We start from the raw sequence: 14,578 nt of genomic DNA, 5'->3' as shown, positions 1-14,578 counted from the left end.
CCTCAGTCGCAGTCGCGGCAGATCGGCTGGCCGTTCTTCTCCCGGGCCAGCTGGCTGCGGTGGTGCACCAGGAAGCAGCTCATGCAGGTGAACTCGTCCTGCTGCTTGGGCAGCACCCGGACGGCCAGTTCCTCGTTCGAGAGGTCTGCTCCGGGCAGCTCCAGGCCTTCGGCGGCCTCGAACTCGTCGACGTCCACGGCGGAGGTCGACTTGTCGTTCCGCCTGGCCTTCAGCTCTTCCAGGCTGTCCGAGTCGACGTCGTCGTCGGTCTTGCGTGGGGTGTCGTAGTCGGTTGCCATGTCGCTCTCCCCCTCTGGGTGTATGCGGTGTCTCCAGCGCACGTAACGCGTGAGAGGCCGGACTTGTGCCCGACCTGAGGCGGAGATTTTGCCTCACATCAAGGTCTGTTACTCAATCGACACCCAACCGCACTCCTCAAGAGTGATCGGCTTGGATGGCGATGGGGACCGTACACGGTCCGAATGTCCCGCTCCAAAGCGGTCTCACCGTGTACTTCCCGTGATCACGCCCTCTGAAAACCGGGATTTTTCCGGCATTTCACGGCCCACTTGGCCACGGAGCGTGGATGGCTGGAAATCCGCCCCTGTGATCGATCACACACGGTGAGACCCGGAACGGTCCCGGGAATTTCCGCCTAAAGCGAACATCCCCGCGTGTCGGCGCAATGATGTCAGATCGGCAGCATCACCCGCATCACGAGCCCACCCCCCTCGCGCGGCTGGGCCGAGATGTGGCCGCCGTGCGCCCTCGCCACGGAGCGGGCGATGGACAGGCCCAGGCCGACGCCCTTGTCGCTGCCGGTGCGCTCGGTGCGCAGCCGCCTGAAGGGCTCGAAGAGGTTGTCGATCTCGTACGCCGGGACGACCGGCCCGGTGTTCGTGACGACGAGTATCGCCTGACCGTGCTGGACGTCGGTGGTGACCTCCACCCAGCCTTCCTCGGCCACGTTGTACCGCACCGCGTTCTGCACCAGGTTCAGGGCGATCCGCTCCAGCAGCACGCCGTTGCCCTGGACGACCGCCGGCTTGCGCTCGCCGCGGATCACGACCCCCTTGGCCTCCGCCTCCGCGTGCACCTGGTCGACGGCCTGCGAGGCGACCTCGGCGAGGTCCACCGGCTTGCGCTCCACGATCTGGTTGTCGCTGCGGGCGAGCAGCAGCAGGCCCTCGACGAGCTGCTCGCTGCGCTCGTTGGTGGCCAGCAGGGTCTTGCCGAGCTGCTGGAGCTCCACCGGCGCGTGCGGATCGGAGAGCTGCACCTCCAGGAGCGTGCGGTTGATCGCGAGCGGGGTACGCAGCTCGTGCGAGGCGTTGCCGACGAAGCGCTGCTGGGCGGTGAAGGCCCGCTGCAACCGCTCCAGCATGTCGTCGAAGGTGTCCGCGAGCTCCTTCAGCTCGTCGTCCGGGCCGTCCAGCTCGATCCGCCGGGACAGGTCGGAGCCGGCCACGGCCCGCGCGGTACGGGTGATCCGGCCGAGCGGGGACAGCACGCGGCCGGCCATCGCGTAGCCGAACGCGAAGGCGATCACGGCGAGCCCGAGCAGGGCGAGGAGCGAGCGGCTGAGCAGGCTGTCCAGGGCGACCTGACGCTGGTGGTCGATGCAGGCGCTGATCGCGGCGTTGAACTCCGACAACGACAGGTTGCCGTTGTCGACGCCCGGGCAGTCGTTGCTGGTGACCCTGAGGGCGTTGAAGTCGACGATCTTGAACAGCGGTTGGTTGCCGGTGCGCAGGGCCTGCGCGGCGAGCAGGTAGATGATCGACAGCAGCAGGATGCCGGCGATCAGGAACATGCCGCCGTACAGCAGTGTCAGCCGTATCCGGATGGTCGGGCGCAGCCACGGGAAGGCGGGCTCCGGCCTTCTGGGGTCCCAGGTGGGTTTCGGGGGCGCCTGGGGCGGCGCCGGGGTCGCGGCCACGGCGGATCAGATCCGGTAGCCGGAGCCGGGCACCGTGACGATCACCGGGGGCTCGCCGAGTTTGCGCCGCAGGGTCATCACCGTGACGCGCACGACGTTGGTGAACGGGTCGGTGTTCTCGTCCCAGGCCTTCTCCAGCAGCTGCTCCGCGGAGACCACGGCGCCCTCGCTGCGCATGAGGACCTCGAGGACCGCGAACTCCTTCGGCGCGAGCTGAACCTCCCTGCCGTCGCGGAAGACCTCGCGGCGGTTGGGGTCGAGCTTGATCCCGGCGCGCTCCAGGACGGGCGGCAGGGGCATGCTGGTGCGCCGGCCCAGGGCCCGCACGCGTGCCGTCAGTTCGCTGAACGCGAAGGGCTTGGGAAGGTAGTCGTCGGCGCCGATCTCCAGGCCCTCGACACGGTCGCTGACGTCGCCGGAGGCGGTGAGCATCAGTACGCGCGTCGGCATGCCCAGTTCGACGATCTTGCGGCAGACGTCGTCGCCGTGCACCAGCGGGAGGTCCCGGTCGAGGACGACCACGTCGTAGTCGTTGACGCCGATGCGCTCCAGGGCGGCCGCACCGTCGTACACGACGTCGACGGCCATGGCCTCCCGGCGCAGTCCGGTGGCCACCGCATCGGCGAGCAGTTGCTCGTCCTCGACGACGAGTACGCGCACGTCTGGTCCTTCCTGTGTCCACCCGCGTAGCGCCGCTCGGGGCGCACGCCGGCAGGGTCTTCGTGAGTGTGTTCTTCCATCCTGCCCTTTTCGGCCATAAGTCGGCGGTAAGCCGTGGAAGCGGCCGGTGCACGGCGGGCGAGCGGCGGGCGAAGAGGCCGCGAATCCCGAATTTTCTTGTCCGGTCGAGGTTTCCACCGCGATGAGTCGGGGGAGGACGGGTTTACACCCCGCGATCACGCTCTGCATGTGCCGCAGCACCATGCGGTACTCCGCGATCCGCTTCCGCAGAGTGGGTGTGGGTGTCCAGCGCCGTCGCCGCCCGGTCGGGCAGCGCCGGGCACCTGCTGAGACGTGATCGCCCCTTCCGAACGGCACACCCCCGTGCCACCGACCCACCGACCCAGGACGAGGGGGCGCAGCATGGACGCATTCACCGCAGGACTTCTACAGCGCATAAAGGCGACCGAGTCCGACCTGACCCGGGCTCGTGACGAGGGCGACGACTTCCTCGTCGAGGTCGAGCTGGCCGAACTCGACGACCTGCGCCGCCTCGCCGCCGAACACGGTGTGGAGGTCGGCGTGTCCGGCGTCTGATCAGCCTGCACGCGTGAGAGCGGGACCCCGGCGAATCCAGCGCCTGGGTCCCGCTCCTGCGTGGTGCTCCCGCGTGGTGCTCCTGCCGTGCCCTCAGTCGTGCCAGGCCCCGAGCTCCTCCAGGAGGCCCTGGAGGGGCTCGAAGACGCCCGGAGTGGCCGCGACCGTCAGGTCGCGGGAGAGACGCTCTCCGGGGCGGCCACCGGTCACGGCGCCCGCCTCCCGGGCGATCAGGTCGCCGGCGGCGTAGTCCCACGGGTTCAGACCGCGCTCGTAGAAGCCGTCCAGGCGGCCCACCGCCACGTCGCACAGGTCCACCGCGGCCGAGCCGCCGCGGCGGATGTCGCGCACCAGCGGAATCAGCCGGCGGGCCACGTCGGCCTGGTGGGCGCGGACCTCGGCCACGTAGTTGAAGCCGGTGGAGACCAGGGCCTGGTCCAGGGGCGGCGCGGCGCGGCAGGCCAGCTTGCGCTCGCCGGCCCAGGCTCCGGTGGCCCAGGCCCCGCGGCCGCGCACGGCGTGGAACGCCTCGCCGCGCATCGGGGCGACCACGACCCCGACGACCGCCTCGCCGTCCTGCTCGGCCGCGATGGAGACGGCCCAGGTCGGCAGTCCGTACAGGTAGTTCACGGTGCCGTCGAGCGGGTCGATCACCCAGCGGACGCCGCTCGTGCCCTCGACGGAGGCGCCCTCCTCGCCGAGGAAGCCGTCCTCGGGGCGGCGGTCGGAGATCAGGCCGGTGATCAGCTCCTCGGCGGCGATGTCCATCTCGGTGACGACGTCGACCGGGCTGGACTTGGTGGCGGCCACCGCCAGGTCCGCCGGGCGGCCGTCGCGCAGCAGCTCTCCGGCGCGCCCGGCCGCCTGGCGGGCCAGTTGCAGCAGTTCTGCGGGCAGGGTGTCGGTCACGGGGTTCCTCACGCGTAGGGGCTGTCGGCGCCCGCGGCGGCCGGCCGGGGCGTGCGGGCGGGGCAGCAGCCCACCGGGCAGAGGTCGTGGTCCGCGCCGAGCGAGCCCAGGGCGCACGGTGCAACCCGCTGTCCGCGTTCGGTGGCGGCACGTTCCACGATCAGGTCGCGGATGGCGGCGGCGAACCGCGGGTCGGCGCCGACGGTGGCGGCGCGGCGCACCGGAAGGCCCAGTTCCGCGGCCTTGGCCGTGGCCTCCGTGTCGAGGTCGTAAAGGACCTCCATGTGGTCGGAGACGAAGCCGATGGGCGCCATGACCACGGCCGGGGCGCCCGCGGCCTGCCGCTCCTCGAGGTGGTCGCAGATGTCGGGCTCCAGCCACGGGATGTGCGGGGCACCGGAGCGCGACTGGTAGACGAGCTGCCAGGGGTGGTCGACGCCGGTGCGCTCGCGGACCGCGTCGGCGATCAGCCGCGCCACGTCCAGGTGCTGGCGGACGTACGCCCCGCCGTCCCCGTGGCCGGGGACCGGCCCGGAGGTGTCCGCGGCGGAGACCGGGATCGAGTGGGTGCAGAAGGCGATGTGCGCGCCGTCGCGGACGTCCTCGGGGAGGTCGGCGAGCGACTCGAGGACGCCCTCGATCATGGGCGTCAGGAAGCCGGGGTGGTTGAAGTAGTGCCGCAGCTTGTCGACCTTCGGCAGCTCCAGCCCCTCGGCCTCGAGGGCGGCCAGCGAGTCGGCGAGGTTCTCGCGGTACTGCCGGCAGCCGGAGTAGGAGGCGTAGGCGCTGGTGGCCAGGACCAGGATGCGGCGGCGGCCGTCGCGGACCATCTCCCGCAGGGTGTCCGTCAGATACGGGGCCCAGTTGCGGTTGCCCCAGTAGACCGGCAGGTCGAGGCCGTGGTCGGCGAAGTCCTTGCGCAGGGCGTCGAGCAGGGCGCGGTTCTGGGCGTTGATCGGGCTGACCCCGCCGAACCGGAAGTAGTGTTCGCCCACTTCCTTCAGGCGCTCGGTGGGGATGCCGCGCCCGCGCGTCACGTTCTCCAGGAACGGGATCACGTCGTCCGGCCCCTCGGGGCCGCCGAACGAGAGCAGGAGCAGGGCGTCGTACGGGGTGGCGTCGAGCACGTCAGGCATGCCTCGATCCTGCCACCCCCCACCGACGGGCGGGATCCCGGCCCGCAGGGGTGCCGGGCAGGGCACAGGGGCGCGGTGCACCGGGAGTCGGCCGATCCGTAAGCTGGATCAGCTTCCCTCACTCCTTACCGGATTCGCGGAGACCCTGTGCCCAGCCCGTACCGTGCCCTGTTCGCCGCTCCAGGCTCCAGGGGTTTCTCCGCCGCGGGGTTCCTCGGCCGGATGCCACTGTCGATGATGGGCATCGGCGTGGTCACGATGACCTCCCAGCTCACCGGGCGCTACGGGCTCGCGGGCGCGCTGTCGGCGACCATCGCCCTGGCCGCCGCGGTCCTCGGCCCGCAGATCTCCCGGCTGGTCGACCGGCACGGGCAGCGCCGGGTACTGCGCCCCGCGACGCTCGTCTCACTGACCGCCGCGGCGGTCCTGCTGTTCGCGGCGCACTTCCGGTGGCCGGACTGGGTGCTGTTCGTCTGCGCGGCCGGGATCGGCTCCGTGCCCAGTCTGGGCGCGATGGTCCGCGCGCGCTGGGCGGCCCTGTACCGGGGGACACCGCAGCTGCACACCGCCTACTCGTTCGAGTCCGTGGTGGACGAGGCCTGCTTCATCTTCGGACCGATCGTCTCCATCGGACTGTCCACGGCCTGGTTCCCGGAGGCGGGGCCGCTGCTGGCCGCGTGCTTCCTGGCGGTGGGGGTGTTCTGGCTGACCGCCCAGCGCGCCACCGAGCCCGCGCCGCACGCGCGCGAGCACCACGGCGGCGGTTCGGCCCTGCGTGCGCGCGGACTCCAGGTGCTGGTGTCGACCTTCGTGGCGACCGGGACGATCTTCGGGGCGGTCGACGTGGTCACCGTCGCCTTCGCCGACGAGCAGGGACACAAGGGCACCGCGAGCCTCGTGCTCGCCCTGTACGCGGCGGGCTCCTGCACGGCGGGCGTCGTGTTCGGCCTGCTGCGCTTCGCGGGACCGCCGGCCCGGCACTGGCTGCTGGGCATCTGTGCGATGGCCGTGAGTATGATCCCCCTCCTACTGGTCGGAAACCTGCCGTTTCTGGCCGTGGCGCTGTTCGTTGCGGGCCTGTCCGTCGCTCCCACGATGATCACGACGATGGCCCTCGTCGAAGAGCACGTACCACGCTCGCACCTGACCGAGGGCATGACCTGGGTGAGCACCGGGCTCGCGGTCGGGGTGGCACTGGGCTCCTCGGTGGCCGGCTGGGTGATCGACGCGGCCGGGGCGAGCGCCGGGTACGGGGTTCCGGTGGTGTCCGGAGCCGTCGCGGTCGCGGTCGGTTTCCTCGGGTACCGCCGGCTGAGCAGGCCGGCTCCGCGTCGGGGAGGCTTCGTTGAGCAGCACGACGAGCGCGAGGAACGGCACGTGGCATAACTGGGGCGGCAACGTCGACGCACGCCCCGGGCGGCAGGTCGCACCGGCGACGGTGGAGGACGTCGCCGCCACCGTACGGCAGGCCGCCGAGGACGGGCTGAGGGTGAAGGCCGTCGGCAGCGGTCACTCCTTCACGAGCATCGCCGCGACGGACGGCGTGATGATCCGCCCGCAGCTGCTGACCGGCATACGCGGGATCGACCGCGAGGCCATGACGGTCACGGTCGAGTCCGGCACCCCGCTCAAGAGGCTCAACGTCGCTCTCGCGCGCGAGGGACTCTCGCTCGCCAACATGGGCGACATCATGGAGCAGACGGTGTCCGGGGCGACCAGCACCGGCACCCACGGCACGGGCCGCGCGTCGGCCTCGATCGCCGCCCAGATCACGGCCCTTGAGCTGGTCACGGCGGACGGCTCGGTGCTCACCTGCTCCGCGAAGGAGCATCCGGAGGTCTTCGCGGCCGCCCGCATCGGCCTGGGCGCGCTGGGGATCGTCACGGCCCTCACCTTCGCGGTGGAGCCGCTCTTCCTGCTCACCGCCCGCGAGGAGCCGATGGCGCTGGACCGTGTGCTCGCGGAGTTCGACCAACTCTGGGCGGAGAACGAGCACTTCGAGTTCTACTGGTTCCCGCACACCGGCAGCACCAACACCAAGCGCAACAACCGCAGCGCCGGACCGGAGCGGCCGGTGGGGCGGCTGGCCGGCTGGTTCGAGGACGAGTTCCTCTCCAACGGCGTCTTCCAGGTGGCCAACTGGGTCGGCCGCGCGGTGCCCGCCGCCATCCCGTCGATCGCCGGGATCTCCAGCCGCGCGCTGTCCGCCCGGACGTACACCGACATCCCCTACAAGGTCTTCACCTCGCCGCGCCGGGTGCGCTTCCTGGAGATGGAGTACGCCGTGCCGCGCGAGGCCCTGCCCGACGCCCTGCGCGAGCTGAAGGCGATGGTCGACCGCTCCGGACTGCGGGTGAGCTTCCCGGTGGAGGTGCGCACCGCGCCCGCCGACGACATCACCCTGTCCACCGCCTCGGGCCGGGACAGCGCGTACATCGCCGTCCACATGTTCCGGGGCACCCCCTACCAGCGGTACTTCACGGCCGCGGAGAGCATCCTCACCGCGTACGAGGGCCGGCCGCACTGGGGCAAGATCCACACCAGGGACGCCGGCCACCTCGCCGCGGTCCACCCGCGCTTCGGGGAGTTCACGGCGTTGCGGGACCGGCTGGATCCCCACCGGCTGTTCCAGAACGACTACTTGCGGAGGGTGCTGGGGCCGTAGCGCTCGCGCCGGGTGCCGGGGCCGTGGTTCCGGCGCCGGACGGCCGGTCCGCCCCCGCGCCCGCTCCCGTGCCGTCGGAGCCCGCGCCCCCAGTGTCCCCGGCGCTCCCGCCGTCTCCGCTGCTCCCCGTGGCCCCGGGCGTGGGCGTCGGGCTCACCCCGGTCCCCCGGTCGGGGCCGTCGGAGGCGGTGCCGCCCGGCAGCGTCCCGTCCCCGGTCCCCGGCGTGCCGGTGGGCGAGGAGGCGGGCACCGGCTCGTCGGACGTCACGGGCGGCCTGTGGTGGCCGCTCACGGCGTCGCCGACCGTCGTGCCCCGGCCGCCGCTGAAGCTGTCGCCCGACACCAGTTCGTAGGCGGTGATTCCGGCCATGGTGACCCCGAAGACGAGGGTGGCGGCGACCACGGGCCGCTTCCAGCTCTTGATCCGGGCCCGGTAGACGGTCCCCTCGGTGAACTCGCCCACCGGCGGTGTGCTCCGCCCGGCGGGGGCGCCCGCCGGAACCGGCCCGGGGACCGGCTCGGGAACCGCCCCCGGAAAGGCGGTCGACGAGGTGGCCGCCTCGCGCAGCTGCTGGCCGGTGCGCCGGAAGAAGTGCTGGAAGACCGAGCCGCCGCAGGTGGCCAGGACGCTGACGACACCGGCCCCGAGGATCGTGCCGTAGACGCCGAAGTAGGAGGCGAGCTTCGCGGCCACCACCGCCGCCAGGGCGCTGCCCGCGACCTGGGCGACGCTCAGGTCGATCCGTCTCCTCCTGGTCTGCTCCCCCGCGCTCGGCACCCCACCGCCGTCGGACCTTTCGCTCATCACCGGACCTTGCCTGCCTCTGTCGTACACGGCCGTACACAGCCGCGTCCTCGGTGGATGACCGGCCGGCTGCACGAGAAAGGGACGTACCGACAGAACCGTTAGTTCCGTTTGCGGTGATTAAGTGAAGTTCGCCACGGGCATGATCGAAGCACCGGTCGGGGGCGGCCGAGTGCCACTCCTGGCGAGAAGTCGGGCGGCGTGCCCTTCCACGCACGTGGCCCGAATGGAGTACCGTTATGGGCCCTGGGCCCGGCCTCCCTTCGGGGTGTCCGGGACCTTGCTGGACCGCCGGGAGGGGCTGGTTGCACAGGGTGACGGAGTTGGTCACTTAGCGTTGTAAACAGGTAACCGTGCCATAACGGCGTTCCAGGGCCCGTGCCCGACACGCCGGGCAACTCGGCAAGGTTGTGGCAGGCTGCACCCGGGCAGGCCACACTCGACTAGCGGAAGCAGCGACGCACGTGACGTCGGCAGGCACCACCCGGGAGGTCCCCATGCCCGAACTGCGTGTCGTGGCCGTCTCCAATGACGGCACACGGCTGGTGCTCAAGGCTGCGGACAGCACGGAGTACACGCTTCCGATCGACGAACGACTCCGAGCCGCCGTGCGCGGCGACCGTCCCCGCCTCGGCCAGATCGAGATCGAGGTGGAGAGCCATCTCCGCCCCCGCGACATCCAGGCCCGGATACGAGCGGGCGCGACCGCGGAAGAGGTCGCCCAGCTCGCGGGCATTCCCGTCGACCGGGTACGGCGCTTCGAGGGCCCCGTCCTCGCCGAGCGCGCCTTCATGGCCGAGCGGGCCCGCAAGACCCCCGTCCGCCGCCCCGGCGAGAACTCCGGTCCGCTGCTCGGCGAGACCGTCCAGGAGCGGCTGCTGCTGCGCGGCGCCGAGAAGGACACCGCCCAGTGGGACTCCTGGCGCCGCGACGACGGCACCTGGGAGGTCCTGCTGGTCTACCGGGTCGCGGGCGAACCGCACTCGGCGAGCTGGACCTACGACCCGCCGCGGCGCCTGGTGCAGGCCGTGGACGACGAGGCACGCGCCCTGATCGGGGAGTCCGACGACCTCGGCGCCCCGGAACCCAGCTTTCCGTTCGTGCCGCGCATCGCGCGTCTGCCGCGCGAGCGTTCCTTCGACCGGGACCGTCCGGCGCTGCCGGGTCAGGCGCCCGAGCCCGCCGAGGAGAGCGTGGGCGAACGCGACACGCTGACCAGCCTCCTGGAGGCGGTGCCGAGCTTCCGCGGCGACCTGGTGGTGCCCGAGCGCGCACCGGAGCCCGTGGAGGAACCCGAAGAGGACCTGGTGACCGAGGAGCCCCCGGCCCCCGCGGCCTCGGCCGGCTCCGCCTACGCGGACGTCCTCATGCCGCGTTCCGTCACCAGCCACCGCGACCGCCTCACCGGCGCCACCGACCGTCAGGCCGAGGCGGACGGGGTCCGGCCCGGCCGCCGTGCCGCCGTGCCGAGCTGGGACGAGATCGTGTTCGGCACGCGCCGCAAGAAGCAGGAATAGCGGGCACCAGCACGGCCGTACAAGGGAAGGGCACCCGACTGGTGCGGCCCTTCCCTGTGCGTGGCGTCGCCGCTGGGGGCCTGGTGGTCGGGTGGCTCGGTGTTGGCCGTTCCGACTGACCGACCGTCACTCGTTATGAGTATCTTTCCCAGCCGGCGACCTGACGGCCTGCCACTGCCGGTCCCGTCACTGCCGGTCCCGTCACTGCGGGTCCGGCCCCACCGCGACCGGCCGGGACGGATCCGAGGACCACTCCGACCACGAGCCTACGTACAGCGCGGCCGGGATCCCGGCGACGGCCAGCGCCAGCATCTCGTGCGCCGCGGAGACACCGGAGCCGCAGTAGACACCGACGTCGCGACCGTCAGCCGCGCCCAACTTCGCGAATCGCGCCCGTAGTTCCTCGGCCGGCAGGAACTTCCCGTCCGGGCCGGCGTTCTTGGTGGTCGGCGCGGACACCGCGCCCGGGATGTGGCCGCCCACCGGGTCGATCGGCTCCACCTCGCCCCGGTACCGCTCCCCCGCGCGCGCGTCGAACAGCACCCCGGACCGCGCCAGCGCCGCGGCCCCGTCGGCGTCGAGCAGCGGCAGCGCGCCGGGCTCCGGCACGAAGTCGCCCTTGGCCGGCTCGGGCACGGCGGTCTCCAGCGGGCCCTCCCAGGCCGCCAGGCCCCCGTCCAGGACCCGCACGTCGGGGCGTCCGGTCCAGCGCAGCAACCACCACGCGCGGGCCGCCGCCCACCCCAGTCCGCCGTCGTACACAACGACCGGCCGGGCCGTCGACACCCCGGCACGGCGCATCGCGGCGCCGAACACCTCCAGGTCGGGCAGCGGATGGCGGCCGCCCTTGCCCGGCGGCGAGGCCAGTTCACGGTCCAGGTCGACGAAGACGGCGCCGGGAATGTGCCCGGCCGCATGGGCGGCGCGCCCGTCGAAGGGCGCCGCGCCGGCCGCCGCGGCCAGGCTGAGCTGCCAGCGGACGTCGAGCAGCACGGGAGGCCGCGGCCCCGCGAGGGCGTTCGCGAGATCGGATGCGGAGATGATGGCGTTCATGGCCCCATCCTTGCGCACGGGGTGGCCGCATCGTCCAGGTCGGGCTACTCTGCTCGGCCGGACAGGTCCGATCACGAGGCGTACGGGATCGGACACATGCTGTACAGCCGATCGACATCCTTCGGTAAGCGCGACGAAACAGGCCGGACACCGCACACCGGGCACATTCCGGACAGGACCCGGCCTCGCAGGCACCTCGGGGTGCGCGCCCGCGCGCGCCCGGCACGGGTGACGGAGCGTCGGCAACGGGTCCGGGGAACGGAATCGAGGCGCCCGTCGCAGGGGCCGAGGGGAAGGTGACGATGACCGAGGCACCGGAGCCGGATGTCCCGAACGGCCGGGCACACGCCCGCAACAGACCCGGAACACCCTGCCGGGTAAGCCTGATGGTCCAGGGGATGGCCGCCGCCCAGGCCTTCTACGGGGAACTCTTCGGCTGGGAGTTCCAGCCCGGACCCCGTCGGCTCGGCCCCGGCGTCCGGGCCCTGCTGGACGGCCGCGAGGTGGGAGGTATCGGACAACTTCCGCCCGGCGAGCACCTGCCGGTGGCGTGGACGCCGTATCTCGCCTCGGACGACGTGGACCTGACGGCTGAGCAGGTGCGGCTGTGCGGCGGCACGATCGGGGTGGGCCCGCTGGAGGGGGGCGGCAACGGGCGGCTGGCGATCGGCTCCGACCCGTGGGGCGCGGTCTTCGGCCTGTGGCAGGCCGAGGCGCACCCGGGCACGGAGGTCGCCGGCGTGCCCGGCACACCGGTGTGGCACAAGCTGCTGACCTACGAGACCGCGGGCGCCGCCACGTTCTACACCAGGCTGTTCGGCTACGAGCCAAAGCCGCACGGCTCCGCCGATGCCGACCGGGTGGCCCTGCACCTCGACGGCCGTCCGGTCGCCGGAGTGCACGGGGTGGGCCGGGCCCTACCGCACGACCGGGGCCCGCACTGGATGACGTACTTCGAGGTCGCCGACACCGACGAGGCGACCGAACGTCTCGTCGCCCTGGGCGGCCGTGTCCTCACCCCCGCCCGGAACACCACCCACGGCCGCGTGGCCACCGTGACCGATCCCGAGGGGGCCCGGTTCGCCCTGATGGCCCGTTCGCTGTGAAGCGACGCGGCAGCAGCGTGGCGGCGGTCATCGGCTGCGCCGTTCGCCTGCCGTGGCAGCGCGGAGGCGAACCGTCAGGAACGGCAGGAAGCAGCCGACGAGAGGCCCCATGCACAGTGCGACGAGCACGGTCCCGAGCCCGAGGGGTCCACCGAGAATCCAGCCGATGCCGACGACAGCGACGTCGATGCCGGTACGCACCACGGCGACAGGCAGGCGGGTGACTCGGACAAGCCCCGTCATGATGCCGTCGCGTGGACCCGACCCGAACTGAGCACCGAGGTACAGCGCGTCAAAGAAGGCCAGTGCGACGAGGCCGACGACAAGGTAACCGATCTCAGCGAGCGTCCCCTGAGGGGTGGGGAGCACGGCCGCGGTGGCGTCCGCGGCGAAGCCGACGATCGCGACGTTGAGCAGTGTGCCGAGCCCCGGCAGTTCCCGCAGGGGTATCCAGGCGAGAAGGACCAGGAACGAGATCAGGTTTGTGGCCCATCCGAAGGAGATGCCAAGGGCCCTGGCCGTGCCGTCCGTGAGTACGCTCCAGCTGGCCGCGCCAAGACCGGACTGGACGAGCACCATGACGGCGGCGCCGTACCCCACCAAGCCGACCAGGAGCTGGGAGATACGACGCGCCGTTCGGCCCGCCCTGATCTGAGCGAAGGCGTTCATGCGCATCATCACCGGGCGGTCGGGACGGGACGGAACGGACAGGGGTGAAGGGGAAGCAGGGGGAGCCATGGCGCAAGCCTCCGCGCCATCTGGACTCCGATTCCATAGCCAGATTGATTACGCTGGCACGATGAAGATCAGTTCGCACGCGGTAGCACGCATGCTGGGGGCCTGGCAGGCCGGGCCCGGGCCGGCACACCAGCGCCTCTCCGACAGGCTGCGGCTGCTGGTCCTGGACGGACGTCTCCCCCTGGGGGCGGCGCTGCCGAGCGAACGTGACCTGGCTACCGCGCTGGGTACCAGCAGAACCACCGTCGGTGCCGCATACCGCACGCTGGTCGAGCACGGGTACCTCGCCACGAGGGCGCGCGCCAGGGCGACCGTGCGGCTCCCCCATGCCACGCCGTCCGAGCGCCCGGCCGGCACGGAGTCGGCGACCATCAACCTGTCGTTCGCCGCGCCACCGGCACCCGTCGAGATCCTCCACGCCGCTTACGCGGCAGCTCTCGAACAGCTGCCGCGGTACTTCGAGCGACACGGATACGACCGATACGGCACCGCAGAGCTGCGCGAAGCGGTTGCCGACTGGTATCGGCGCAGAGGGCTGCCCACCGCACCCGATCACATCATGATCACCAGCGGTGCCCAGCACGCGCTCGGCCTCCTGGCACGAACACTCCTGTCGCCACGCGACAAGGTCCTGATCGACCATCCCACCTACCCGCACGCGATCAGGACATTCGCTGAAGCGCGCGCCCGGCTTCTGCCCGTCGCCGTGGGGACGTGCGGCTGGGACACCGCGCAGCTCCAGGCAGCAGGGCGTGCGGCTCAACTGGCCTACCTGATACCCGACTTTCACAACCCGACCGGGATGTGCATGTCCGCGAGCGTGCGCCGCCGGCTCAGGCTGGCGTGTCCCACGATCATCGACGAGACCATGACCGATCTGGCTCTGGACGGTGCGAGACCGGAACCCTGCGCCGTACACATGCCTACCGCTGTCAGCGTCGGCTCGGTTTCCAAGAGCATCTGGGGCGGCCTGCGCACCGGCTGGATCCGCGCCACGCCCTCACTCCTGGAGCGCGTCGAACAAGCCCGCCCCGCCACAGACCTCGGCACACCCGTGGTCGAACAGCTGGCAACAGCCGTACTCCTGAACGGGCGCCAGACCGAACGGCCCGACGCCCTCCAGCACCTACGCTCTCACCGTGACGCACTGACGGAAGCGCTCGCCGAGTATCTGCCCGACGTCCACGCACCGCGACCAGCTGGAGGCGTGACGCTGTGGGGCATGTTCCCCGAGCCCGTCAGCTCAAGGCTGGCGGCGATCGCGCCGGACTACGGAGTGACCATCGCGGCCGGACCACGATTCGGAGTCGGCGGGGCATTCGAACGCCACATCCGGCTGCCGTACACGCTCCCTTCGAGTCAGCTCACCGAGGCAATCCGCAGGCTCGCCCAGGCACGGCTGGCACTCACCCAGGGCGCCACCGGAACCCACACCCCCGCACCCGTCGCGTGA

14 protein-coding genes are annotated in these 14,578 nt (G+C 71.7%); 6 read left to right on the top strand and 8 right to left on the bottom strand.

Features of this window, described 5'->3' with window-relative positions:
* Positions 1 to 2 precede the first annotated feature (2 nt).
* The 3 genes from ACIHCX_RS05365 to ACIHCX_RS05355 all read right to left on the bottom strand — a co-directional run bounded on the left by ACIHCX_RS05365 (position 3) and on the right by ACIHCX_RS05355 (position 2,599).
* The gene (locus ACIHCX_RS05365) at positions 3 to 299 is read right to left on the bottom strand and encodes a DUF4193 domain-containing protein (RefSeq protein WP_005481602.1); all 297 of its coding nucleotides are present in this window, start codon (positions 297 to 299) and stop codon (positions 3 to 5) included.
* 392 nt (positions 300 to 691) lie between these two features.
* A complete protein-coding gene (locus tag ACIHCX_RS05360) occupies positions 692 to 1,939 on the bottom strand; it encodes a sensor histidine kinase (protein WP_400026798.1) in 1,248 nt (415 codons plus the stop codon).
* Between the two features lie 6 nt (positions 1,940 to 1,945).
* Positions 1,946 to 2,599, bottom strand: coding sequence for a response regulator transcription factor (locus ACIHCX_RS05355; RefSeq protein ID WP_306189769.1), 654 nt, complete (start codon positions 2,597 to 2,599; stop codon positions 1,946 to 1,948).
* A gap of 423 nt (positions 2,600 to 3,022) precedes the next feature.
* On the opposite strand from ACIHCX_RS05355, the gene ACIHCX_RS05350 reads away from it, so the two are divergent.
* Positions 3,023 to 3,196 (top strand): hypothetical protein, encoded by a 174-nt coding sequence (locus ACIHCX_RS05350; protein ID WP_019981855.1) that lies wholly within the window; start codon positions 3,023 to 3,025, stop codon positions 3,194 to 3,196.
* A gap of 93 nt (positions 3,197 to 3,289) precedes the next feature.
* On the opposite strand, the gene ACIHCX_RS05345 is transcribed toward ACIHCX_RS05350, so the two are convergent.
* A complete protein-coding gene (locus ACIHCX_RS05345; protein WP_400026795.1) occupies positions 3,290 to 4,105 on the bottom strand; it encodes an inositol monophosphatase family protein in 816 nt (271 codons plus the stop codon).
* A gap of 8 nt (positions 4,106 to 4,113) precedes the next feature.
* The gene (locus ACIHCX_RS05340; RefSeq protein ID WP_400026793.1) at positions 4,114 to 5,241 is read right to left on the bottom strand and encodes a ferrochelatase; all 1,128 of its coding nucleotides are present in this window, start codon (positions 5,239 to 5,241) and stop codon (positions 4,114 to 4,116) included.
* Positions 5,242 to 5,388: 147 nt separating this feature from the next.
* Between ACIHCX_RS05340 and ACIHCX_RS05335 the strand changes: the two genes are divergently transcribed.
* The gene (locus tag ACIHCX_RS05335; protein ID WP_400026791.1) at positions 5,389 to 6,627 is read left to right on the top strand and encodes an MFS transporter; all 1,239 of its coding nucleotides are present in this window, start codon (positions 5,389 to 5,391) and stop codon (positions 6,625 to 6,627) included.
* Positions 6,587 to 7,906 carry a D-arabinono-1,4-lactone oxidase gene (locus tag ACIHCX_RS05330; RefSeq protein WP_400026789.1) on the top strand — a complete coding sequence of 440 codons (1,320 nt, stop codon included), beginning with the start codon at positions 6,587 to 6,589 and terminating at the stop codon, positions 7,904 to 7,906. Before ACIHCX_RS05335 ends, ACIHCX_RS05330 begins: the two co-directional genes overlap by 41 nt.
* Here ACIHCX_RS05330 and ACIHCX_RS05325 read toward each other — a convergent pair.
* A complete protein-coding gene (locus ACIHCX_RS05325; RefSeq protein WP_400026786.1) occupies positions 7,830 to 8,711 on the bottom strand; it encodes a hypothetical protein in 882 nt (293 codons plus the stop codon). The two genes, ACIHCX_RS05330 and ACIHCX_RS05325, sit on opposite strands and share 77 nt — an antisense overlap.
* A 497-nt stretch (positions 8,712 to 9,208) precedes the next feature.
* On the opposite strand from ACIHCX_RS05325, the gene sepH reads away from it, so the two are divergent.
* Positions 9,209 to 10,228, top strand: a complete 1,020-nt coding sequence (gene sepH / locus ACIHCX_RS05320; protein WP_400026784.1) for a septation protein SepH — start codon at positions 9,209 to 9,211, stop codon at positions 10,226 to 10,228.
* 201 nt (positions 10,229 to 10,429) lie between these two features.
* Here the strand turns inward: sepH and ACIHCX_RS05315 are convergent, their stop codons facing one another.
* A complete protein-coding gene (locus ACIHCX_RS05315; RefSeq protein WP_400026782.1) occupies positions 10,430 to 11,281 on the bottom strand; it encodes a sulfurtransferase in 852 nt (283 codons plus the stop codon).
* 302 nt (positions 11,282 to 11,583) lie between these two features.
* Here ACIHCX_RS05315 and ACIHCX_RS05310 point away from each other — a divergent pair, with 302 nt between their 5' ends.
* Positions 11,584 to 12,387 carry a VOC family protein gene (locus ACIHCX_RS05310; protein WP_400026780.1) on the top strand — a complete coding sequence of 268 codons (804 nt, stop codon included), beginning with the start codon at positions 11,584 to 11,586 and terminating at the stop codon, positions 12,385 to 12,387.
* Positions 12,388 to 12,414: 27 nt separating this feature from the next.
* Here the strand turns inward: ACIHCX_RS05310 and ACIHCX_RS05305 are convergent, their stop codons facing one another.
* Positions 12,415 to 12,966 carry a YitT family protein gene (locus tag ACIHCX_RS05305; RefSeq protein WP_400026778.1) on the bottom strand — a complete coding sequence of 184 codons (552 nt, stop codon included), beginning with the start codon at positions 12,964 to 12,966 and terminating at the stop codon, positions 12,415 to 12,417.
* A 157-nt stretch (positions 12,967 to 13,123) separates the two neighbouring features.
* On the opposite strand from ACIHCX_RS05305, the gene ACIHCX_RS05300 reads away from it, so the two are divergent.
* Entirely contained in the window at positions 13,124 to 14,578 is a 1,455-nt protein-coding gene (locus ACIHCX_RS05300; RefSeq protein ID WP_400026776.1) for a PLP-dependent aminotransferase family protein, read from the top strand.

The sequence above is a fragment of the Streptomyces sp. NPDC052043 genome (genome assembly GCF_044548235.1).
GTDB lineage: Bacteria > Actinomycetota > Actinomycetes > Streptomycetales > Streptomycetaceae > Streptomyces.
Note: the sequence above shows the minus strand (reverse complement) of the source record. Positions and strands in the feature narration are given on the sequence as shown.

Bases quoted from the DNA above. Each gene is read 5' to 3' on its own strand.
- ACIHCX_RS05305 (WP_400026778.1), bottom strand. From the start codon at position 12,966: ATGGTGCTCGTCCAGTCCGGTCTTGGCGCGGCCAGCTGGAGCGTACTC.
- ACIHCX_RS05325 (WP_400026786.1), bottom strand. From the start codon at position 8,711: ATGAGCGAAAGGTCCGACGGCGGTGGGGTGCCGAGCGCGGGGGAGCAG.
- ACIHCX_RS05315 (WP_400026782.1), bottom strand. From the start codon at position 11,281: ATGAACGCCATCATCTCCGCATCCGATCTCGCGAACGCCCTCGCGGGG.
- ACIHCX_RS05350 (WP_019981855.1), top strand. From the start codon at position 3,023: ATGGACGCATTCACCGCAGGACTTCTACAGCGCATAAAGGCGACCGAG.
- ACIHCX_RS05340 (WP_400026793.1), bottom strand. From the start codon at position 5,241: ATGCCTGACGTGCTCGACGCCACCCCGTACGACGCCCTGCTCCTGCTC.
- sepH (WP_400026784.1), top strand. From the start codon at position 9,209: ATGCCCGAACTGCGTGTCGTGGCCGTCTCCAATGACGGCACACGGCTG.
- ACIHCX_RS05365 (WP_005481602.1), bottom strand. From the start codon at position 299: ATGGCAACCGACTACGACACCCCACGCAAGACCGACGACGACGTCGAC.
- ACIHCX_RS05310 (WP_400026780.1), top strand. From the start codon at position 11,584: ATGACCGAGGCACCGGAGCCGGATGTCCCGAACGGCCGGGCACACGCC.
- ACIHCX_RS05300 (WP_400026776.1), top strand. From the start codon at position 13,124: ATGGCGCAAGCCTCCGCGCCATCTGGACTCCGATTCCATAGCCAGATT.